Here is a 22,168-nt window from a genome sequence, read left to right as displayed (position 1 = left end):
GAGGTTTCAAGTATAATAAGTAGGGTGATAGTAACGTATACAATAGATAAAAAAGAAAATAATACAGAATAAAATGAGGTTAATATATGAGTAAAAAAAGTTTTTCTGATTATAAATTAAGTAAGGAAATTGTAAGGGCACTTACTGGGTTAGGGTATGATCATCCAACGGAAGTACAAGGTGAGGTTATTCCAGTTGCATTACAAAAGAAGGATCTTGTTGTGAAATCCCAGACTGGAAGTGGAAAAACAGCTTCATTTGGTATTCCACTTTGTGAAATGGTGGAGTGGGAAGAGAATAAACCACAAGCATTAGTTTTAACACCAACGAGAGAGCTTGCGGTACAGGTAAAAGAAGATATTACAAATATAGGTCGATTCAAAAGGATTAAGGCTGCGGCAGTTTATGGGAAATCTCCATTTGCACGTCAAAAATTAGAATTAAAGCAAAAGACACATATTGTAGTTGGGACTCCTGGTCGTGTGTTGGATCATATTGAGAAGGGTACCCTTTCTTTAGAGTGTTTGAAGTATTTAGTTATTGATGAAGCAGATGAGATGCTAAATATGGGCTTTATCGATCAAGTAGAGGCAATTATTGATGAATTACCTACAAAAAGAATGACAATGTTATTTTCAGCAACACTTCCAGAAGATGTTGAGAAATTGTCTCGTACATATATGAATTCACCAACTCATATTGAAATTAAAGCGGCTGGGATTACGACGGATAAAATTGAACATACTCTTTTTGAGGTGATAGAAGACGAGAAGCTTTCACTACTTAAAGATGTAACAACGATTGAGAATCCTGATAGCTGTATTATTTTCTGCCGTACACAAGAAAATGTAGATCATGTATATAGACAATTAAAACGAGCTAACTATCCTTGTGACAAAATACATGGTGGTATGGTACAAGAAGATCGTTTTGAAGTCATGGATGATTTTAGAAAAGGAAAATTCCGTTATTTAGTAGCAACAGATGTAGCTGCGAGAGGAATTGATATTGATAATATTACACATGTTATTAATTATGATATTCCACTTGAAAAAGAAAGCTATGTACATCGTACTGGAAGAACGGGACGAGCTGGAAATAGTGGAAAAGCTATTACATTTATAACACCATATGAAAATAGATTTTTAGAAGAGATTGAGGAGTATATTGGATTTGAAATTCCAAAGGCAATTGGACCTTCAAAAGAAGAAGTTATGAAAGAGAAAGCTGCATTTGAAGAAAAGATACATGCTAAACCAATTATAAAGAAAGATAAAAATGCAGACATCAATAAAGGCATTATGAAGCTGTACTTTAATGGCGGGAAGAAAAAGAAAATTAGGGCGGTAGATTTCGTCGGTACAATTGCTAAAATTAAAGGTGTTACAGCAGAAGATATAGGCATTATTACGATACAGGATAATGTTTCTTACGTTGAAATATTAAATGGAAAAGGACCACTTGTCTTGAAAGTCATGAAGACTACAACGATTAAAGGGAAACAACTAAAAGTTCATGAAGCAATTAAGTAAATAAAAAACTATCCACTTTAATAGGTGGATAGTTTTTTATTTATGATTCTTTTAAATCATCCACTAGTTGCTCCGCTAAACGTCTATACATATTACTCATAGTCACGAAGGATGTTAGTAGTAGAAATTTTTCTAGCTTTGTATCTTCTAAGGAAGAAATCTCATTTACTTCTGTAACACGGTTATTTACGTCTTGTTTAAAGCTTTCGACATTGCTTTCAGTAAGAGCAAGATAATTTTTGTATAACGTATTTAATTCGAATGAATCATCATTTAATAAGGAGTCATTTATAGTTTCTAATGAACTTTTTATGTCGTTAATGGAGAGAGCTCCCTTTAATTGATAAATTAGGCTAATTAAAATCATATGCTCTTTTGAATACTTTTTATTTTTGATGGGGATGAATAGTTTTCCTTTTGCGTAATTATTAATCATCGTTTTGGTTAATACTTTTTCATCATCAGTTCTCGTTGTATCTGCATAAGTATTCTCAAATAGTTGAACAACTTGATCTACATATAAGTCAACATTTGGAATATCCTCAAGTTTAATGTTTTTTTCTAAATGCAATGTCTCAAGTAATTCATTTATATTTTCCACGTAGAATCCCTCACTTTTATAACTTAGTGGAACTTAATGTTTAATATATCTTTAAATATGGTATTACGAAACAAATGAATTGTAAATGTTGACCTTAAAAAGAAATGTGTATATAATTACATGTAGTTATTAAAACTACATGTAATTATATGAGGGGTGTTATTATGAATGCTTATGTAAGGGAACCAGTTAATGCATTTACTCACTTAGGTGGAGCGATATTATCATTTATTGCCTTATTAGCTATGCTTGTGAAAGTTTCTATCAAGATGCCATCATTTGCTGCAATTACAGCTGTTATTTTGTTTGGTATTGGAATGATGGTCCTTTATACGGCGTCAGCTGTGTATCATAGTGTTGTGGCCAATGAACGTGTTATTTACTTCTTTAGGAAGCTAGATCATTCTATGATTTTTATATTAATTGCAGGTACATATGCACCCTTTTGCTTAATTACATTAAATTCAGCAAGTGGTTTACTATTATTTTGTTTAGTCTATGCAACTGCGATTTGTGGCATTGTATTTAAAATGTTTTGGTTTAATTGTCCAAGATGGTTATCGACAGCAATTTATATTACGATGGGTTGGTTAATTGTGTTATTCTTTGCACCGTTAGCTGAGAATTTAAGTACAGGAGGCATTATTTTCTTAGTACTTGGGGGCATTTTTTATACAATTGGTGGATTTATTTATGGAACAAAGCCAAAATGGTTAGAGTTTAAATATATGGGGCATCATGAAATTTTTCATGTTTTTGTATTATTAGGTAGTCTTGCGCATTTTCTAAGTGTATATTGTTATGTAATTTAATAAAAAAACGCCACATAATAAAAATTATGTGGCGTTTTTTTATTAACTGATTAGAATCGTATATGTTATAAAATTATTATGGGATAAAATGTAAGTTTCTGTGTTCGCATGTTAAACATAGGATAAGAAATATGTGATATACTTTGAGAAGTTTATAATGAATGAAATATGGAGGACTATAATTATGGCAATACTTGTAACAGGTGGAGCAGGATATATTGGTAGTCATACATGTGTAGAATTACTAAATAGCGGTTACGAAGTTATAGTAGTGGATAACCTTTCGAATAGCTCGGTAGAATCTATAAATCGAGTGAAAGAAATAACAGGAAAACAATTTAAGTTTTATAAAGAAGATGTTTTAAATCGCGAAGCGCTTGACGCAATTTTTGAAGAAAATGCAATTGAAGCAGTTATTCACTTTGCAGGATTTAAAGCTGTAGGGGAGTCAGTAGCGATTCCATTAACATATTATCATAACAACATTACAAGCACGTTAGTGCTATGTGAAGTAATGCAGAAACATAATGTAAAGAAGATAATCTTTAGTTCATCTGCAACTGTATATGGTATCCCGGAAACGTCACCGATTACGGAGGAGTTTCCATTAAGTGCAACAAATCCATATGGTCAAACGAAATTAATGATTGAGCAAATTATGCGTGATGTAGCATTTGCAGATGCAGAATGGAGTATCGCGTTACTTCGCTATTTCAATCCATTTGGTGCACACGAAAGTGGGCGTATCGGAGAAGATCCAAATGGAATCCCAAATAACTTAATGCCATATGTAACGCAAGTAGCGGTAGGTAAGTTAAAAGAATTAAGCGTATTCGGAAATGACTATCCAACGAAAGATGGAACAGGAGTCCGTGATTACATCCATGTTGTGGACTTAGCAAATGGTCACGTAAAGGCGCTTGAGAAAGTACTGAGTACAACGGGAGTAGATGCTTATAACCTGGGCACAGGTATGGGCTATAGTGTACTAGAGATGGTTGAAGCGTTTGAAAAAGTTTCGGGTAAGAAAGTTCCTTATAAAATTACAGAGCGTCGCCCAGGTGATGTGGCAGTATGTTTTGCTGATGCATCGAAAGCAAAGCGTGAATTAGGCTGGGAGGCAACACGCGGATTAGAAGAAATGTGTGCAGATTCTTGGAAATGGCAATCAAATAATAAAAATGGCTATTTAGAAGTTTAATGATGAATATAAAAAAATGACCTTTGCATAAAAGCAAGAGGTCATTTTTTATTAATTTTATTAGCGAACCTAGAAAAGAACGTTCGCTGTTTTAAATGATGTGATTTTACAATATCTTATGCTAGAAGGTAGTAGAATGAGATAGAGGAATGTATTATTTTATTAATTTTTTATAGAAATTGAAAGCGTATTATTGAAAAGTATTCCAACACTTGTATCATTGCTAGAGTCCGTTTATAATCAAGGAATCCTAGTTCATGTTTTAATAGGATTATTTATTATTGAAAGCGTTTTAAGTTCGCTCCTTTTTGAGGTAGGAGGTCTGACTTATTTGGATGAAAAATTATGTATGTAGTTTTAAATGGGAAGAAAAATAATATAAGTATTACTTTATAGTGTGGGGAGGTTAAAAGTGTGAAAGGTAAAGATTTTCACACGAATATATATGGGTTATGTAGGATTATTACTTTCAGGGGCAGCTTTATTTTTAAATAGTCTTGTTATATTAGGGAAAGCAGAGATGAAAAGTGCGGGTGTTTTTAATTTATTTGTGGGTGCACTACAAATTATTATTCCGTTTTATTTGATCATGATTTCTGACCAAAGCAATTGGACAGTGTATTCATATGCGGCTACTTTCTTATTTGGATTAACTTATTTATATGTAGGTGTTACTTTTATAAAAGGAATGGATAGTAGTGGTCTAGGATGGTTTTGTATTTGGGTAGCAATTATAGCCTTATTCTATATGGTTGTTTCATTTGTTCAATTCCATGATGTTGTTAATGCGTTAACGTGGTTTATGTGGGCATTACTTTGGTATTTATTCTTTGTATTAAATACACAAAAGAAGAACATTAATCAATATCTTGGAAGGATTGCCTTCGTACAATCATGGGTAACATTGACTTTACCTTCACTCTTTTATTTTATGGGAGTGTGGGGAGAGGGATTTGTATATGAACTATGGGTTTATGTATCAGTAATTTCTATTTTGTACTTCTGTTATTGTATTTATAAATATCGAGTACGTTAATATATTTTCTGTAGAAAAGCATGGAATCGTTAAACGAATTCCATGCTTTTTATATGTTGGCACTTATAATAGAGAGGTAGTATTTTACAATTTGCTAAAATGGGGATGATGAAGTTGAAAAAAGTATTGGTGCTAGGGGGAACAAGATTTTTTGGTAAACATTTAGTAGAAGCACTTTTGCAAGAGGGGCACGATGTAACGATTGCGACGAGGGGAGTTACTGAAGATTCTTTTGGTAGCGCAGTAAAAAGAATAATTATTGATAGAGAAGATGGAAAGCTACTAGAAAAGCGTCTAGAAGGAAAAAGTTATGATATTGTATACGATAATTTATGCTATAGCTCGAATGCAGCGAAGATAATATGTGAAGTGTTACGAGGGAAAACGAAGAAATATGTTATGACATCTTCAATGGCCGTCTATGAACCTGCCCTAAGCTTATCAGAAGAAGACTTTAATCCGTACGATTATGCAATCGCGTATGGAGATAGGAATGACTTCAATTATGGTGAAGGAAAGAGATTAGCTGAAGCCGTTGTATTTCAACAAGCAACATTCCCAGTTGTTGCAGTTCGTTTTCCAGTTGTTATTGGAGAAAACGATTATACGAAAAGGTTACAATTTTACGTTGAATGTATTGTGAACCAAAAACCTATCGTTGTGGATCATGTAGATGGAACTTTGTCATTTATACATGAAAAAGAGGCAGGAGAGTTTCTAGCTTGGTGCGGAATGGAAAATGTGAAAGGGCCAATTAACGCCTGTAGTAACGGGGTAGTTTCTACGGAAGAAATTATTCATTTCATAGAAGAGAAGACAGGAATAAAAGCACTCATTCAGAAAGCTGGGGAAAATATAGCTCCTTATAATGAGGTAACTAACTGTACATTACATAATGGAAAGGCTCGTGAATTCGGATTTTTGTTCCGAGAGCTGAAACTAGAAATGAAAAATGTTTTAAAACATTATATAAATACAATGAAGTAATCATAAATCCCCCGGTGGCAATCCGGGGGATTCTGGAGGATTTCGACAATACTGATTTTACATTACCAAATTTACCTTATACGTACGACTAATGTTTTTGTGATTGAATTGCTTGTAAATACTTCTCGTTTACTTGGTCCCAGTTTACTGTATGCCACCAGTTGGTAACAAACTCTGGGCGCCTATTTTGATACTTTAAATAATAAGCATGTTCCCATACATCAATTACGAGTAAGGGGATTTTCCCTTCTTGCAAAGGCGTATCTTGATTTGGTGTACTCATAACAGAGAGTTCCTCACCGTCAAGAACAAGCCATCCATAGCCACTTCCAAAACGACTAATAGCTGCTTTGGAAAGTTGATCTTTTAAGTTGTCAAAGGTATTGAAATAATAATCAATTACTTTTGCAACGTCTCCATTAGGCTCACCGCCACCTCGTGGGCTCATCACTTCCCAAAAAAGACTATGACAATAGTGACCACCACCGTTATTTCGTACAGCTGTAACAATTTCCTTCGGTAAAGCATCTAAATTACATAGCAATTCTTCTAAAGATTTATTATGTAATTCAGTATAATTTTCTAAAGTAGCATTTAAATTGTTTACGTATGTCGCATGGTGCTTTCCATGATGAATGGAAAGTGTATTGCTATCAATATGTGGCTCTAGTTCATCATAGTCATATGAAAGCTTTGGCAATTGAAATGAAGACATAACATTACCTCCTTTCCACTTAAAAAGTTGGTCTAGGTAAAAATACTTTACCTGAGTCAAAAATACACCCATTTTCCATATAAGTCAATAGTAAGTCCATTAATTTTCTGAAAAATATTACAATAAAAGTAACACTCTCACTTTCATTTGTGACTCCTATCCTTTTTGCTTATACTGTAAAGTAGCAGGGTTTTGTTGAAATAGAAGGAGATTGTTTATGAGTAAAACGAAACAATTAATAGAGGAAGCAAGTAATTTTATTACGATTTGTTATAAGGAGCTTCATAAAGAACAATTGATAGAAGAACGTATAAAAGAAATTCAAATTGAGATAGAAAAGACAGGGACATATGAGCATACATTTGAAGAACTTGTTCATGGTTCACGAATGGCATGGCGTAACAGTAATAGATGTATTGGAAGACTATTTTGGAGTAAGATGCACATATTAGATGCGCGCGAAGTAAATGATGAAGAGGGTGTATATAATGCATTAATTCATCATATTAAATATGCAACGAACGACGGGAAAGTTAAACCAACCATTACGATTTTTAAGCAATATCAAGGTGAGGAAAATAATATAAGAATTTATAATCACCAATTGATTCGATATGCAGGATATAAAACAGAAACGGGAGTGATTGGTGATTCTCATTCCGCTACATTTACGGACTTTTGTCAGGGGCTTGGTTGGCAAGGAGAAGGTACGAATTTCGATGTATTGCCACTTGTGTTCTCTATAAACGGGAAGGCGCCTACATATAAAGAAATTCCGAGAGAAGAAGTAAAAGAAGTGCCAATTGAACACCCAGAATACCCTATTTCATCACTTGGAGTAAAATGGTATGGTGTTCCAATGATTTCAGATATGCGTTTAGAAATTGGCGGTATTTCTTATACAGCCGCTCCGTTCAATGGATGGTATATGGGAACAGAAATTGGGGCGCGTAACTTAGCAGATCATGATCGTTATAATTTACTTCCGGCTGTTGCGGAGAGGATGGATTTAGATACATCGAGAAACGGTACCTTATGGAAAGATAAGGCGCTAATTGAGTTGAATATTGCCGTACTACACTCCTTTAAAAAACAAGGAGTTAGTATTGTTGATCACCATACTGCTGCACAACAATTTCAGCAATTTGAGAAGCAAGAAGCTGCTTGTGGTCGTGTTGTAACAGGTAATTGGGTATGGCTTATTCCGCCATTATCTCCAGCTACCACTCACATTTATCATAAACCGTATCCGAATGAAATTTTGAAGCCAAATTTCTTTCATAAATAATATTTAGTGTAGGTTTTTTCTGTGAAATATAATTTTTTTTAATTACTGTTATGTAGCAAATGGAAGCCTTTACTCTCGGTTATTTTTGGAAGAGGCTTTTTGAACCAAGGAGTACCTTATGTTATAATCAAATTTCTGTTTCGAAGACCTTATAGAAATATAAGGTCTTTTGTTTTGCTTTTTTATGTAAGAGGAAGAGGATTTTTCTTTTTAATAAGGGATTTGGCATATTTTTAGGGACAACATAAGTATGTGGGAAGTCGATAAAATGTTATGCATATATAATTATTATGTTTTGGGTTTAAACAATAAAACATAATAAAGTTGTTTTTTTTGATTGCTGAGGAAGGAGGAAGTATAAATGAGGATGAAGAGTCGAAAAACTGATTGGCCTGTATTTATTATTAGTGGTGGTTCACTTTTATTATTTGTAATTGCAGTTTTTTTGAACAAGGATTATGTAGAGAGTGCGATTAATAAAAGTTTCGCTTTTTCAATTAAATATTTCGGTGCCTTCTGGCAAGTTTTATTATTAGGTACATTTATTGTTGCGATGTGTATGGCTTTCTCCAAATATGGGAGAGTTAAGCTTGGGGGATTAGAAAAACCTGAGATTAGTACGGCAAAATGGCTTGCTATTATTATGTCTACATTACTTGCTGGAGGTGGCGTTTTTTGGGCAGCAGCAGAGCCAATGTATCATTTGATGACGGTGCCACCAATACATGATGGTATATCTGCTGGAACGAAAGAAGCAGTCATGCCTGCTTTAGCACAAAGTTATATGCATTGGGGATTTTTAGCATGGACGATTTTAGGTACAATTAGTGCGGTAGTTATGATGTATGGACATTATCATAAAGATATGCCGCTAAAACCTCGAACACTTTTATATCCTATTTTTGGGGAAAAATTAAGAAAGAGCCTGCTTGGAACGATAATTGATGCAGCTGCAATTATTGCAGTAGCTGCAGGTACAATTGGCCCAATTGGATTTTTAGGTTTACAAGCAAGTTATGGATTACAAGAATTATTTGGAGTTTCTGATGTGTTTATTACTCAATTAGCAATTATTGTTTGTGTGGTGGCCGTGTCTACCATATCGGCAGTAACAGGTATTGATAAAGGGATTCAAATTATAAGTAATTTAAATGTTAGATTAGCAATTGTGTTAATGGCATTCATATTACTATTTGGGCCAGGTGGATTTATTATTGATTCGTTTGTTTCTTCGTTTGGATTTTATGTAAATGAGTTTATACCGATGAGCACATACCGTGGTGATACAAGTTGGTTAGGATCTTGGACAATCTTTTTCTGGGGATGGTTTATTGGATACGGACCAATGATGGCAATTTTAGTGAGTCGAATTTCAAGAGGGAGAACGATTCGAGAAATCATCGTTGCAATTGGAATTATCGCACCTATTATTACAACATTTTGGTTTACTATATTAGGTGGATCAGGCGTGTTTTATGAGTTGATGAATCCTGGGTCTATCTCGGACGCATTAAGTGAATCTGGTATGCCGGCAGCTATGATTGCAATTACAGGGCAATTGCCACTTTCTAATATTATTGGACCAGCATTTCTTTTATTAACAATTTTATTTGTAGTGACAACAGGAGATTCAATGGCGTATTCCATTTCAATGGCAGTGACTGGAGACGGAGATCCTAGAATTAGTTTGCGAATTTTTTGGTCGCTTATTATGGGCGCAGTTGCAGCAATTCTTTTATATATGGGTGAAGGAAGTATTAATGCGCTACAATCGTTTATCGTGGTGACGGCAGTTCCGGTATCAATTTTGTTATTCCCAATGCTATGGTTAGCGCCTAAAGTTGCGGGAGAATTAGCATTAAAACAAGGTATTGTAAAAGAAGAAGATAAAACTGCATTCTTATTTCAGAAGGCTAGTAAATCAAAATAAATAAAAACGTAAAAGAGGAAGCATCTTAAATGAGATGCTTCCTCTTTTACGTTTAATCTAATACTTTTCCCTTTGTTTCTGGTACACATAGTAGCATTGTAATTAACCCGATTGGGTAGATGATAAAAATCAAGGACAATGCTCCAAGTAGGTTGCCACCTGTAGCAAGTAAGCCAATAATAACAGGCCCAAATCCAGCTAACCCACGTCCTGTACCGAAAATAAAGTTTTCGGCGGTAGAGCGAGCTTCAGCAGGATAGTTTTCAGCTAAAATTGCTCCAAATCCTCCCATCATTCCATTTGCAAAGAATCCAAGCAATGCACTTCCCCATAATAATAATGTTGAATCTGTGAATAAGAAGAAGTAAATGAGACAGTATACTGTACCGCCAATATAATAGATTGCAAAAGTTTTACGGCGACCAATTTTATCAGCTAGAATACCAAAGATTGCAATTCCAATTAGCATACCGATGGTAGAAATGAACATCCAGCCACTTGCTTTTGCTAATGTATAGTTATATTTATTTGCTAAAATAGTGGGCATCCATGTGAAGATTCCGTAATATCCGAAGTTTTGGATGAACGACATAATAATAAGACCAATTGTTGTAATTGTTACTTTTTTATTGGCAAATAACTTTCGAAGTGGAAATTTTTTTATATGTTTTAGTTGTTCTGCTTCAGTAGTTGTTAATTTACCTGCAGCTTCTTTTTGCAATAGTTCCTTTTTGTAGCGTTGTTTTTGCTCCCATATTTTCGGTTCACTTAAACTTTTACGGACATAGACAGCTAGTAAAGCTGGAATTAATCCAAATAAGAAAACGGCTCTCCATCCAAAGTGTGGGACAATAAATGCTGGAAGGAGTGAAGCAATCAGTACACCAAATTGCCATCCAAGTGCAACAACAGATGTCGCTTTAGCGCGCATTTCTTTAGACCATGTTTCTGTTACGATGGCCATTCCGATTCCGAATTCACCACCAACTCCCATTCCAACTAAAAAGCGCAGAATTAATAATTGCCAGTAGTCTGTTGCGAAATAAATGAGTGCGGTTGCTAGTGAAAACAGTAAGATTGTGAAGGCCATTGTACGAATACGGCCAAATAAATCAGCAATAAATCCAAATAAATAAGAACCAATTAACATTCCTATTGTGGTAGCTAAAGTTAAGTTTCCACCTTCAACAGGACTTAAGTGAAACTCTTTTAAAATATAGACAAGTACGAAAGATAATAGCAACATATCTAAACCTTCTGCTGCATATCCTAGCGCAGAACCAAATAATGTTTTATATCTTTTCGCTTTTGTCTCCTCTGTTGTTTGTTGTACATCAGTAGTGACGTTCATTATTACTCCTCCTTATTTTCTACAGTCGCTATGGAAGAATAACAAAAGGCCTTCTCACCTGATATGATGAGAAGGCCAAAAAAGCATACGTATCCCCAAGAAAAGAACATACGTATATTGTATTCCGACTTCCTTCTCAACCTCACGGGGTTGGGTTAAAGGACTGTATTATATTACTTTATTTTTAGCACTCTTCTATATGTATTGTCAAATAAAGAGGAAGTTATTATGTGTAAAATATTTCAAAAAACATTTCGTTCTTCTTGACGCCGACTTCATTATTTTCCCATAATAAAACTAACTAAATAAAAAGGAATGAATCAAAGATGCTAAATTTAGTACTCATGATGATTGAACGAGTCGGACTTATAGTTATTTTAGGATTTTTACTCTCTCATATTAAAACTTTCAGACGCCTCCTTCATAAACAGGATGGCTATGTAGATAAGCTTAAGCTTATTTGTATTTTTTCGGTATTTACAATTGTAAGCAATTACACTGGGATTGAAATAGCAGGAAATACGATTATGAATGAAAATTGGTTACAAGGTGTTTCATCATCGAGTACCATTGCAAATACACGTATTATGGGTGTTGGAATTAGTGGATTGCTTGGTGGTCCTATCGTCGGAATTGGGGTAGGATCAATTGCTGGTATTCACCGTTATATGCTTGGAGGGACGACAGCTCTAAGTTGTGCAATCTCTTCAATTTTAGCAGGCGTTATAACTGGTTATATCGGATACATTTTTAAAAAATATAACCGTACAATTACCCCTAAGTTTTCAGCGATTTTAAGTGTTTTTATCGTTTCTTTAGAAATGATTATGATCCTATTAATTGTAGAGGATGGAATGAGCATTGTGAAAACAATTGCGATACCAATGATCCTTGTAAATAGTTTTGGAAGTTTTATTTTACTTTCTATGATACAAGCTATTTTGCGTCAGGAAGAGAACGCAAAGGCACTTCAGACTCATAAGGTATTACGTATTGCAGATAAAACGTTACCATATTTTCGCCAAGGCTTAACAGAAGAATCGTGTAAGCATGTGGCACAAATTATTCACCGCTTTACAGGAACAGATGCGGTATCCTTAACAGATACAGAGAAAATATTAGCTCATGTTGGATTAGCATCAGATCACCATATTCCGTCACATAGTTTAATAACTGGTTTGTCGAAAGAAGTGTTACACACAGGGAAAATAATGAAAGCAAAATCACGTGAGGTTATTAATTGTCAACATGAAGGCTGCCCTTTGCAAGCGGCGATTGTTATTCCACTAACTTCACATGGAAATACAATAGGGACATTAAAACTGTATTTCAAAAATCCTAACCAGTTAAGTCGTGTGGAAGAGGAATTAGCAGAAGGATTAGCAAAAATATTCTCTACACAACTTGAATTAGGTGAAGCTGAGTTGCAAAGTAAATTATTGCAAGATGCGGAAATAAAGGCATTACAAGCACAAATTAACCCGCATTTTTTATTTAATGCGATTAATACAGTATCAGCTTTATGCCGAACAGATGTAGAAAAAGCAAGGAAGTTATTATTACAGCTTAGCGTATATTTCCGATGTAATTTGCAAGGGGCACGTCAGTTATTGATTCCACTAGAACAAGAATTAAACCATGTACAGGCATATTTATCCTTAGAACAAGCAAGGTTCCCAAATAAGTATGAGGTAAAGATGTATATTGAGGACGAGCTAAAGACAACTTTAGTACCACCATTTGTTCTTCAACTATTGGTTGAAAATGCATTGCGACACGCTTTTCCGAAGAAGCAACCAGTATGTGAAGTAGAAGTGCATGTTTTTGAAAAAGAGGGTATGGTTCATTTTGAAGTAAAAGATAATGGGCAGGGAATTGAGGAAGAACGTTTAGAACAATTAGGAAAGATGGTAGTTTCGTCAAAGAAAGGGACTGGAACAGCTTTATATAATATTAATGAACGTCTTATTGGATTATTTGGAAAAGAAACGATGCTTCATATCGAAAGTGAATTAAATGAGGGGACAGAGATTACTTTTGTTATTCCAAAAAAAGTAGGGGAGGAAGAGCAGATTGTTAAAAGTATTAGTAGTTGACGATGAAATGTTAGCACGTGATGAACTAAAGTATTTATTAGAGAGAACGAAAGAAGTTGAGATAATTGGTGAGGCTGATTGTGTGGAAGACGCATTAGAAGAACTAATGCAAAGTAGACCAGATATTGTGTTTTTAGATATTCAATTATCCGATGATAACGGATTTGAAATCGCCAATATATTAAAGAAGATGAAAAATCCACCTGCAATTGTATTTGCTACTGCCTATGATCAATATGCACTGCAAGCATTTGAAGTAGATGCGTTAGACTACATTTTAAAACCATTTGATGAAGAGCGTATTGTGCAGACATTAAAGAAGTATAAAAAACAAAAACAATCGCAAATAGAAACGAAGCACGAAATAAAGGGGACAGATGTAACAGTAGAGATGCATAAATTAGCATTACCAATTGAAGAATCAATCGTACTTGTTAATATTGAAGATATTGTATATGTAGGACTTGTGGACGGAAAAGTGACAGTAAAAACAATGAGGGAAACATATGTAACACACGATACACTTGTGATTTTGGAAAAGAAGTTGCCGCAAGTAAGTTTCATGCGCATCCATCGTAGTTTTATTGCGAATATTAATCATATTACTGAAATTCAGCCATGGTTCAATTCTACTTATAATTTAATCATGAAAGAAGGATCAAAAGTACCTGTTAGCCGTACATATGCAAAAGAACTCAAGAAGCTGCTTCGTATTTAAGGAGCAGCTTTTGTATTTCATCCTTTTATATTTGTAACTGATTCTGTATATTTGACGCTCTGTTATGTAAACGCTTACTCGGGCGGTTATATCCTATACAATAAAGGTACCAAATCGAAAGAGGTGGCCAAAATGAGTACGAAAAAAGTATATAGTTTCTTATCACAAGCATTCATATTCTCAGCTATTATGTTAATTTCTAATATTATTGCAACACATTTACCAATTCCAATGCCTTCATCGGTAATCGGGTTAGTTATTTTATTTAGTCTATTATGTTTAAAAGTTATTAAATTGGAGCAAGTTGAATCACTCGGAACAGCTTTAACAGGTATTATTGGATTCTTATTCGTCCCATCAGGTATTTCAGTTATTAATTCTCTTGGTGTAATGGGACAATACTTTGTACAAATTTTAACTGTAATTGTTGTAGCAACAGTTATTTTACTCGCTGTAACAGGATTATTTGCACAATTTATTTTAGGAAAAGATGAAAAAGAAACAGAAGATACAAAAGAATTGAAAGTAGTAAATAAAGGACGCAAGCACGGAAAGGTTGCGTAACCATTGTATTTATATATTGTTGGGAGGTAATGAACATGGCAAGCACAATGACTCCATATTTCGGAATCGTCGTTTCATTAATCGCATACGGAATCGGAACATTATTATTCAAGCATTCAAAAGGGTTCTTCCTATTTACACCATTATTCGTGGCGATGGTATTAGGGATTGTATTTCTAAAGGTAGGTAACTTTACTTTTGAAGAATATAATACTGGCGGAAAAATGATTAGTTTCTTCTTAGAGCCAGCAACAATTGCATTCGCTATCCCACTATATAAACAAGTTGATAAGTTGAAAAAATATTGGTGGCAAATTTTATCAGCTATCGTGGTTGGATCTATTTGCTCAGTAATTGTCGTGTTCATTGTTGCAAAAGCAATCGGTTTAGATACAGCAGTAATGAATTCAATGCTACCACAAGCAGCAACAACAGCAATTGCGTTACCAATTTCAGAAAGTATTGGTGGTATTCCAGCAATTACATCGTTTGCAGTTATTTTCAACGCAGTTATCGTATACGCATTAGGAGCATTATTCTTAAAAACATTTAGAGTGAAACATCCGATTGCAAAAGGTTTAGCACTTGGAACAGCGGGTCATGCATTAGGAGTTGCAGTAGGAATTGAAATGGGTGAGGTAGAGGCAGCGATGGCAAGTATTGCTGTAACGGTAGTTGGGGTTGTAACAGTAGTTGTCATCCCAATGTTCATGCCATTCATTGGATAGTAAAACTTACTTAAAAAATAAGAAAAGCAAGCTATTTGTAGGACAGATTTCTACTGATAGCTTGCTTTTTATGTTACAGTAGTGGTAAGACCTATTAAAAAATGTAAGTTTCCTTAAATCTTCATTAATACTATGTAGAATACGTTTTGAATTAGGTCATTGTATTGTAAAATAAGAAGTAAGCTACTATATACCTGGTAAGGTAGGCATATAATGAGTTTATAAAAATCTTAATATGAATGAATAATTAAAAGTAGAAAAGAGAGAGAAATCTACTTATTAACGTTTTAGTTTATAGGACAGGAGAGAGTATTCGTCGATTATGCAAATAAAAAACCTGTTTCAAAGCAAAGGATTCCAGAGGTTACTCGTATTAGTAATACTTGCTCTCGTGTTATACGGGCTGCAAAGTATGTTGAATTTAATATTAATTACGTTTATTCTCACGTATTTAATGGATCGATTCCAAAAGTTTATTTCACGCAAATTAGATCATTTCATGCCTATTAATCGAAAAATTATTATAGCGTTTCTATATGTAATGTTAATTGGTGGAATTGCTATTACGCTATTTAAATATTTACCAGTATTGACGATACAAATTTCACAACTGATTTACCAATTCAATGTATTTTTAAGAAACCCACCAGATAGTGAACTAATTAAGTATGCAGTTAATGCTGTCAATCATATGGAGCTTTCTAAATATGTAGGACAAGGCGTAGACATTTTGTATAAATCGATTACGAATGTTGGTAAATTTGGCCTTCAAGTTTTACTTTCTTTAATTTTGAGTTTGTTTTTCTTATTAGAAAAATCTCGTATTGTCGGTTTTACTGCAAAGTTTAAAGAAAGCAGGCTTGCAATTTTCTATACTGAAATTGAGTACTTCGGAAAGAAATTTGCACGTTCATTTGGAAAGGTAATCGAAGCGCAATTTTTAATTGCTGTTGTTAACTGTGTTCTTTCAGTTATCGCATTATGGATATTAGGATTCCCACAATTATTAGGTTTAGCGTTAATGATTTTCTTGCTTGGCTTAATTCCAGTAGCAGGGGTTATCATTTCGTTATTCCCACTTTGTATGATTGCTTACAATATTGGCGGTATCATGTACGTTGTTTATATTTTGGTTATCGTAACAGTGATTCATGCGCTTGAAAGTTACGTATTAAACCCGAAGTTTATGTCGCAAAAAACAAATTTACCGATTTTCTATACATTTATGGTATTAATCTTCTCAGAACACTTCTTAGGTGTATGGGGATTAATTATCGGTATTCCAATCTTCATCTTCTTATTAGATGTTTTAGACGTGACAAGTGATGAAATGGAGAAGGATGTTGGAAAAAATAAAGTGAAGTAAAGAAAAAGCATCGATGTTCGGTGCTTTTTCTTTTATAATATGATGTTTCTTATGCCATACTGTAAGCAGAACATAGAATAGGGGTGAAGTAATGGCTGTAAATGAAAAGGTAGAATTGGCTACATTTGCTGGAGGGTGCTTCTGGTGTATGGTTTCGCCATTTGAAGAGATGGAAGGGATTATAAAGGTTGTTTCTGGCTATACAGGTGGTCATAAAGAGAATCCAACGTATAAAGAAGTATGTTCAGAAACGACGGGACATTATGAGGCAGTACAAATTACATTTGATGCAAATAAAATGCCGTATGAGGAATTGTTAAATATATATTGGAGACAAATTGATCCGACCGATATTGGTGGACAATTCCACGACCGCGGACAGTCTTATGAAACGGTGATTTTTTATCATAATGAAGAACAACATAAAAAAGCAGAGACCTCAAAAGAAGAGCTTGAGCAGAGTGGACGCTTTTCAAAACCAATTGCGACAAAAATACTACCAGCAGCTACATTTTATCCAGCTGAAGAATATCACCAAGGATACCATAAGAAAAACACATTCCGCTATGAGTTATATCGTAAAGGCTCAGGACGAGATGCTTTTATTAAGCAACATTGGCCAAAGGATAATGCTCATTTAAAAGAAAAACTCAATGAGATGCAGTATTATGTAACACAGGAAAATGGTACAGAACCACCATTTCGAAATGAGTATTGGAACCATAAAGAGGAAGGTCTTTATGTAGACATCGTTTCAGGTGAGCCGTTGTTTACTTCTCTAGATAAATTTGATAGTGGATGTGGATGGCCTAGTTTTACAAAACCAGTGATGTCAGCAAGTGTGAAAGAAAAGATGGATGTGAGTCATAATATGACACGTACAGAAGTGAGAAGTAAAGAAGGAGATTCACATCTTGGGCACGTATTTCCAGATGGTCCAGGACCAAATGGCCTTCGTTACTGTATTAATTCCGCAGCTCTTCGATTTATTCCAAAAGAGGAATTAGAGAAAGAAGGCTATGGCGATTTCCTAATCTTGTTTGGAAATAAAAAATAACCTCGCAGTTAGCGAGGTTATTTTTTTGTTATTTTGTTTTTTTCTTTTTAAATTTGCTTAATACTTCATAAACGATTGGAACAATAAGAAGTGTTAATAACGTTGAACTTGTTAATCCACCAATTACCGTTACGCCAAGTCCTTTAGAAATTAAGCCACTACCTTCAAATCCTAATGCAAGCGGGATAAGAGCACCGATTGTTGCAATTGCAGTCATTAAAATTGGACGAAGGCGTGTTGCACCAGCTTCTAATAAAGCTTCACGTGTTGATAGTCCTTCATTTTCCTTATGAATAACGCGGTCGATAAGCACGATTGCGTTTGTTACAACGATACCGATTAACATAAGCGCACCAATCATTGCAGATACACTTAATGTTTCACCAGAGATTAATAAGGCAACAAGAGCCCCAATAATTGTAAATGGTAGCGAGAATAAAATTGCGAATGGTGCTAGGGCACCACCAAATGTAACGACAAGAACGAAGTATACAATGGCAATCGCAGCTAACATCGCTAGGCCAAGTTGCTTGAATGATTCTTGAATATCTTTAGTAACACCGCCCATAGAAACATCTACACCAGAAGGAAGATCCATTTTATCTACTTCTTTTTGTACTGCAGCAGATGCTTTTGAAACGTCATCAGATGTTAATTTGGCACTAACCTCTGCATAAACACGACCATCTCGGTGTGTTACTGTATTCGATGTTTCACCTTCTTTTACAGTCATAACATCTTTCACAGCTACTTCATTACCAAGTGGTGTTGTAATTTTGCGATTTGTTAAGTCATCGATTGTTTCATAATTTTGTTTTTCAGCTTCTACATATACATTGATATCTTTACCGTCTTTTTTAATTGTTGTCAGAACAGGGCGATCATGTTGATTAGAAAGTCCCATTCCAATTTGAGCAGCCGTTAAGCCCATTTTACTCAGCTTTTCTTGATCTGCGACTAAAGTGTACTCTGCATATGTTTTTGCAATACTAGAATCTATATCTTTTAAGTCTTTATTTTTCTTCATGATATTTTGAATATCTTTTACGACAGGCTTAATGTCTTCTGAGCTATCTCCATAAACGTATAGTTTAATTTCGTTACTACCGCCACTTGCTCCGAAGTCTTGGTTTTTCCATTCGCCTTTGCCAGACATCTTCTGTAAATCTTTAACGACTTGTTCTTTCTCTTTTTCAAAGTTTTTCGTGTCGTTATCATATTGCACGAAGAACATTGCTTGGTTTGATTGACCAGGACTCATTGGATTCTCTCCACCTAATGAGAACTGAATTGTTTTGACGTCTTTATTATCTTGGAAGTGCTTCTCAGCTTTTGTTGCAATTTTTTCAACGTCTTCTAACGTTTGACCTGGTTCAGGATTATATGTTGCAATAATCATTTTTTCTTCTTCAGAAGGTAAGAAACTTACACCGATAACTGGTACAAGTGCAAGACTACCAACTAATAGAAGGACAGCGATACTTGATGTAATAATTTTGTGATTTAAAGCCCATGCAAGTATGCGTTTATACCCATTTGCTAATTTACTTGGTTTTTCTTCATGATGTACTTCTTTTTCCCTCATGCTCTCTTTCTTAAATAAGGAATGAGCTAGCATCGGTACGATTGTAACTGCTACTAGTAATGATGCTAATAAAGCGAAGACGATAGTTAAGGCGAATGGTAAGAACATTTCACCAATCATACCTTTTACTAGTCCAAGCGGTAAAAATACAGCAATTGTTACAATGGTGGAAGACATAATCGGGATAAACATTTCTTTCGTAGCTTCACGAATTAAATCTTTTCCACGTAATTTCTCTTCTGATAACGACATACGTCGGTAAATATTTTCAATAACAACAATTGAGTCATCGACAACGCGGCCTATAGCAACGGTCATTGCTCCAAGTGTCATAATGTTAAGCGTAATATCCATTTGCTTTATGACTAAAACAGCAATTAATAAAGAAAGTGGTATTGAAACGACAGAAATTAACGTTGTTCGAATATTTCGTAGGAACAGCATAATAATAACAATCGCAAAGATAGCACCGAAAATTGCTTTGCTCAGCATTGTTTCAACTGATTTTTCAATAGGTGCACCTTGGTCGAATGTTGAAATGATCTCTAAATCTTTATATTTTTTCTCAAGATCTTTTACTTTATCTTTTACTGCATTTACAACATCAACTGTATTTGCATCAGAGGCCTTCACAATTTGAATTCCAATTGCTTCTTTTCCATTTGTTCGAGAAATAGATTCTGCTTTCCCAACTTCTTTAATGTCAGCAATTTCGTCTAATGTAACTGTTGGAATCCCGTTCATAGCAGCTGGATTCATTTGCGGCGTTTGTGCACCAGCGCCAGCATTTTGACTACCTTGACCGTTAGGTGAGGAAGGTATAGCTGGGATTTTAAGTTCTTTTAACGCTTTAATCGTTGTAATATTGCCATCTACAACAACTGATTTTTCCGTGTCTTTAAATGTGTATAAGCCAAGTGGTAAAGATACATCCGATCCCTTAATCACATTTTTTACGGTATCTTCACTTAGTCCTAGTTCTTTCATTTTATCTTTCTTGAAGACAAGCTGTACTTCATCTACTTGTTGGCCAGCAATTTGAACAGATGCAACACCATCAAGTCCTTTTAATCCTGGTACAACATTTTTTTCTACATTTTCAGTTAAGGTAGCTAAAGATTCATTCTTACTTGCCACGCTTAACGAAATAACTGGAAAGGCATTGAAGTTTACTCGTGAAACTTTAGGATCTTTAACACCTTCTGGGAGTTTTACATTTGTGAGAGCTTCTTTAATTTCTGTTTCTGCTTTTTCCATATTTTTATCAAAATCGTATTCTACTTGAATAGAAGATGCGTTTTGAAAAGATGATGAACTCACAACGTTAACACCGCTTAAATTTTGTAGTTGTTCTTCCATCGGCTTTGAAACTTTATCAGCTACTTCTTCTGGTGTAGCACCAGGATAGACCGTAGTTACCGTCACAATCGGTGTTGTAATATCAGGGATTGTTTCCAGCTTCATATTGAGTCCAGAGTAGATCCCCGCAATAGTAACAATAATGGTTAGTAGCCAAACTGCGAACTTATTTTTTAACGAGAAATTGATGATTTTGTTCATGTTTGCGCTCCTTTTTATTATATTGACCAACTGGTCAGTCTAATACATAATATAACTGACCGTTCGGTCAATCGTCAATAAAAAGAGATGGTATAATACATTTATAATAAGATGCGAGATTAAATTTAGGAGAGAAGATATGAAAGAAAAAGAGCGTTTAATTATAGAATCGGCTATGAAGTTATTTGCTACTAAGGGTGTAAATGCGACATCAGTGCAGGAAATTGTGACAGCTAGTGGTATATCTAAGGGAGCTTTTTACTTATATTTTAAATCGAAAGATGAGCTTTTATTAGCGACACTTCGATATTATTATGACAAAATCCAAAAGAAAATGCTGGATATTGAACAAGAGTCTTTATTACCACGTGAAAAATTTGCAAAACAATTACATTGTCAGTTTAATGATATACAAAAGCATAAAGAATTTATTATTATGCATGCGAGAGAAAATGCGATTCCGTTTAATAAAGAAGTAGAAGAATTTATGATGCGGATGAAGTTAGAGTCTCATGCATTTTATCGGAATAGTTTATTGTCCATTTATGGTGAAAAGGTTATGCCATATTTATTGGATTTAGTAATTATGGTAGAAGGCATATGCCGTGGTTATTTAGAGTTAATTATTTTACAAGCACCAGAAATTGATTTATCGTATGTCGCTGCTTTTATTTTAAAAAGAGTAGATCATTTAGTAGATGGCTTAGTAGAATCTTCGGAAGAACCTATTTTACATGAAGAAAAGCTTGGAGAATTCCTTTGTAAATCAGAGCTTATTAAGGAACAAGTTAAAGAACATTTTTTAAAAGAGATTATTGTATTTAAGCGCACTTTAGCTGATCAATTAGAGGATGATGAGCTGTTGGTTACATTAGATGTTTTAGAGGCGGAAATACGATTGCTTAATCCAAGAATTCCGGTAATTAGAGGTATGTTAGCAAATTTAGAGGCGTATCCGGAATTAAAAGAATTTCGATTACGCCTTATAGGATACTACAATATAAAAAATTCTTAATAAAAATAAGTAAAAAACTCCTTGTC

The 22,168-nt window shown here is 34.5% G+C and carries 18 protein-coding genes and 1 pseudogene; 15 read left to right on the top strand and 4 right to left on the bottom strand.

Annotation, left to right across the window (positions count from 1 at the left end):
* Nucleotides 1-86 precede the first annotated feature (86 nt).
* Nucleotides 87-1,532, top strand: coding sequence for an ATP-dependent RNA helicase DbpA (gene dbpA, locus ACZDYH_RS21600; RefSeq protein WP_000039350.1), 1,446 nt, complete (start codon nucleotides 87-89; stop codon nucleotides 1,530-1,532).
* 40 nt (nucleotides 1,533-1,572) lie between these two features.
* On the opposite strand, the gene ACZDYH_RS21595 is transcribed toward dbpA, so the two are convergent.
* Entirely contained in the window at nucleotides 1,573-2,133 is a 561-nt protein-coding gene (locus tag ACZDYH_RS21595) for a DUF1836 domain-containing protein (RefSeq protein ID WP_000427879.1), read from the bottom strand.
* Between the two features lie 164 nt (nucleotides 2,134-2,297).
* Here ACZDYH_RS21595 and trhA point away from each other — a divergent pair, with 164 nt between their 5' ends.
* The 4 genes from trhA (at nucleotide 2,298) to ACZDYH_RS21575 (ending at nucleotide 6,169) form a co-directional block, all read left to right on the top strand.
* Entirely contained in the window at nucleotides 2,298-2,945 is a 648-nt protein-coding gene (gene trhA, locus ACZDYH_RS21590; RefSeq protein WP_000995363.1) for a PAQR family membrane homeostasis protein TrhA, read from the top strand.
* 184 nt (nucleotides 2,946-3,129) lie between these two features.
* Entirely contained in the window at nucleotides 3,130-4,146 is a 1,017-nt protein-coding gene (galE, locus tag ACZDYH_RS21585; protein ID WP_000996540.1) for a UDP-glucose 4-epimerase GalE, read from the top strand.
* Nucleotides 4,147-4,591: 445 nt separating this feature from the next.
* Nucleotides 4,592-5,182, top strand: coding sequence for an AmiS/UreI family transporter (locus ACZDYH_RS21580; protein ID WP_000542569.1), 591 nt, complete (start codon nucleotides 4,592-4,594; stop codon nucleotides 5,180-5,182).
* 99 nt (nucleotides 5,183-5,281) lie between these two features.
* Nucleotides 5,282-6,169, top strand: coding sequence for an NAD-dependent epimerase/dehydratase family protein (locus ACZDYH_RS21575; RefSeq protein WP_002025132.1), 888 nt, complete (start codon nucleotides 5,282-5,284; stop codon nucleotides 6,167-6,169).
* A gap of 88 nt (nucleotides 6,170-6,257) precedes the next feature.
* Here the strand turns inward: ACZDYH_RS21575 and sodA are convergent, their stop codons facing one another.
* Entirely contained in the window at nucleotides 6,258-6,884 is a 627-nt protein-coding gene (sodA, locus tag ACZDYH_RS21570; RefSeq protein WP_000094037.1) for a superoxide dismutase [Mn], read from the bottom strand.
* A gap of 217 nt (nucleotides 6,885-7,101) precedes the next feature.
* Here sodA and ACZDYH_RS21565 point away from each other — a divergent pair, with 217 nt between their 5' ends.
* Nucleotides 7,102-8,172: a nitric oxide synthase oxygenase gene (locus ACZDYH_RS21565; RefSeq protein ID WP_474887144.1), complete on the top strand. Its 1,071-nt coding sequence runs from the start codon at nucleotides 7,102-7,104 to the stop codon at nucleotides 8,170-8,172.
* A gap of 361 nt (nucleotides 8,173-8,533) precedes the next feature.
* Nucleotides 8,534-10,102 carry a BCCT family transporter gene (locus ACZDYH_RS21560; protein ID WP_016123913.1) on the top strand — a complete coding sequence of 523 codons (1,569 nt, stop codon included), beginning with the start codon at nucleotides 8,534-8,536 and terminating at the stop codon, nucleotides 10,100-10,102.
* Between the two features lie 52 nt (nucleotides 10,103-10,154).
* Here the strand turns inward: ACZDYH_RS21560 and ACZDYH_RS21555 are convergent, their stop codons facing one another.
* Nucleotides 10,155-11,453 carry an MFS transporter gene (locus ACZDYH_RS21555; RefSeq protein ID WP_001103412.1) on the bottom strand — a complete coding sequence of 433 codons (1,299 nt, stop codon included), beginning with the start codon at nucleotides 11,451-11,453 and terminating at the stop codon, nucleotides 10,155-10,157.
* 326 nt (nucleotides 11,454-11,779) lie between these two features.
* Between ACZDYH_RS21555 and lytS the strand changes: the two genes are divergently transcribed.
* From lytS to msrB, 7 genes and pseudogenes are all read left to right on the top strand, one after another.
* Nucleotides 11,780-13,549: a two-component system sensor histidine kinase LytS gene (lytS, locus tag ACZDYH_RS21550; protein ID WP_000933561.1), complete on the top strand. Its 1,770-nt coding sequence runs from the start codon at nucleotides 11,780-11,782 to the stop codon at nucleotides 13,547-13,549.
* On the top strand, nucleotides 13,527-14,267 hold the full coding sequence (locus ACZDYH_RS21545; RefSeq protein WP_000921842.1) for a LytR/AlgR family response regulator transcription factor: 741 nt from the start codon (nucleotides 13,527-13,529) through the stop codon (nucleotides 14,265-14,267). The genes lytS and ACZDYH_RS21545 overlap by 23 nt, the downstream gene beginning before the upstream one ends.
* A 132-nt stretch (nucleotides 14,268-14,399) precedes the next feature.
* On the top strand, nucleotides 14,400-14,831 hold the full coding sequence (gene lrgA, locus ACZDYH_RS21540) for an antiholin-like murein hydrolase modulator LrgA (protein ID WP_000104901.1): 432 nt from the start codon (nucleotides 14,400-14,402) through the stop codon (nucleotides 14,829-14,831).
* Nucleotides 14,832-14,866: 35 nt separating this feature from the next.
* Nucleotides 14,867-15,559 (top strand): antiholin-like protein LrgB, encoded by a 693-nt coding sequence (gene lrgB, locus ACZDYH_RS21535; RefSeq protein WP_000168869.1) that lies wholly within the window; start codon nucleotides 14,867-14,869, stop codon nucleotides 15,557-15,559.
* Nucleotides 15,560-15,881: 322 nt separating this feature from the next.
* A complete protein-coding gene (locus ACZDYH_RS21530) occupies nucleotides 15,882-16,925 on the top strand; it encodes an AI-2E family transporter (RefSeq protein ID WP_001166010.1) in 1,044 nt (347 codons plus the stop codon).
* A 91-nt stretch (nucleotides 16,926-17,016) separates the two neighbouring features.
* Nucleotides 17,017-17,484, top strand: a pseudogene (msrA, locus tag ACZDYH_RS21525) (peptide-methionine (S)-S-oxide reductase MsrA); the annotation flags it as partial.
* Between the two features lie 45 nt (nucleotides 17,485-17,529).
* A complete protein-coding gene (msrB, locus tag ACZDYH_RS21520) occupies nucleotides 17,530-17,982 on the top strand; it encodes a peptide-methionine (R)-S-oxide reductase MsrB (RefSeq protein WP_224201069.1) in 453 nt (150 codons plus the stop codon).
* A 28-nt stretch (nucleotides 17,983-18,010) separates the two neighbouring features.
* Here the strand turns inward: msrB and ACZDYH_RS21515 are convergent, their stop codons facing one another.
* Complete coding sequence (locus ACZDYH_RS21515; protein ID WP_001033494.1) at nucleotides 18,011-21,127, bottom strand: efflux RND transporter permease subunit; 3,117 nt, start codon at nucleotides 21,125-21,127, stop codon at nucleotides 18,011-18,013.
* A 139-nt stretch (nucleotides 21,128-21,266) separates the two neighbouring features.
* On the opposite strand from ACZDYH_RS21515, the gene ACZDYH_RS21510 reads away from it, so the two are divergent.
* A complete protein-coding gene (locus tag ACZDYH_RS21510) occupies nucleotides 21,267-22,142 on the top strand; it encodes a TetR/AcrR family transcriptional regulator (protein WP_006919813.1) in 876 nt (291 codons plus the stop codon).
* Nucleotides 22,143-22,168 lie beyond the last annotated feature (26 nt).

The sequence above is a fragment of the Bacillus sp. EB V-12 genome (assembly GCF_056158125.1).
This window is presented reverse-complemented; position numbering and strand designations above follow the sequence as displayed.

What these genes read in the sequence shown, in the direction of transcription:
- ACZDYH_RS21530 (WP_001166010.1), top strand. Translation starts at nt 15,882, where the DNA reads ATGCAAATAAAAAACCTGTTTCAAAGCAAAGGATTCCAGAGGTTACTC.
- ACZDYH_RS21565 (WP_474887144.1), top strand. Translation starts at nt 7,102, where the DNA reads ATGAGTAAAACGAAACAATTAATAGAGGAAGCAAGTAATTTTATTACG.
- ACZDYH_RS21560 (WP_016123913.1), top strand. Translation starts at nt 8,534, where the DNA reads ATGAGGATGAAGAGTCGAAAAACTGATTGGCCTGTATTTATTATTAGT.
- lrgB (WP_000168869.1), top strand. Translation starts at nt 14,867, where the DNA reads ATGGCAAGCACAATGACTCCATATTTCGGAATCGTCGTTTCATTAATC.
- lytS (WP_000933561.1), top strand. Translation starts at nt 11,780, where the DNA reads ATGCTAAATTTAGTACTCATGATGATTGAACGAGTCGGACTTATAGTT.
- lrgA (WP_000104901.1), top strand. Translation starts at nt 14,400, where the DNA reads ATGAGTACGAAAAAAGTATATAGTTTCTTATCACAAGCATTCATATTC.
- ACZDYH_RS21510 (WP_006919813.1), top strand. Translation starts at nt 21,267, where the DNA reads ATGAAAGAAAAAGAGCGTTTAATTATAGAATCGGCTATGAAGTTATTT.
- ACZDYH_RS21575 (WP_002025132.1), top strand. Translation starts at nt 5,282, where the DNA reads ATGGGGATGATGAAGTTGAAAAAAGTATTGGTGCTAGGGGGAACAAGA.
- dbpA (WP_000039350.1), top strand. Translation starts at nt 87, where the DNA reads ATGAGTAAAAAAAGTTTTTCTGATTATAAATTAAGTAAGGAAATTGTA.
- ACZDYH_RS21580 (WP_000542569.1), top strand. Translation starts at nt 4,592, where the DNA reads ATGGGTTATGTAGGATTATTACTTTCAGGGGCAGCTTTATTTTTAAAT.
- ACZDYH_RS21555 (WP_001103412.1), bottom strand. Translation starts at nt 11,453, where the DNA reads ATGAACGTCACTACTGATGTACAACAAACAACAGAGGAGACAAAAGCG.
- ACZDYH_RS21515 (WP_001033494.1), bottom strand. Translation starts at nt 21,127, where the DNA reads ATGAACAAAATCATCAATTTCTCGTTAAAAAATAAGTTCGCAGTTTGG.
- galE (WP_000996540.1), top strand. Translation starts at nt 3,130, where the DNA reads ATGGCAATACTTGTAACAGGTGGAGCAGGATATATTGGTAGTCATACA.
- sodA (WP_000094037.1), bottom strand. Translation starts at nt 6,884, where the DNA reads ATGTCTTCATTTCAATTGCCAAAGCTTTCATATGACTATGATGAACTA.
- trhA (WP_000995363.1), top strand. Translation starts at nt 2,298, where the DNA reads ATGAATGCTTATGTAAGGGAACCAGTTAATGCATTTACTCACTTAGGT.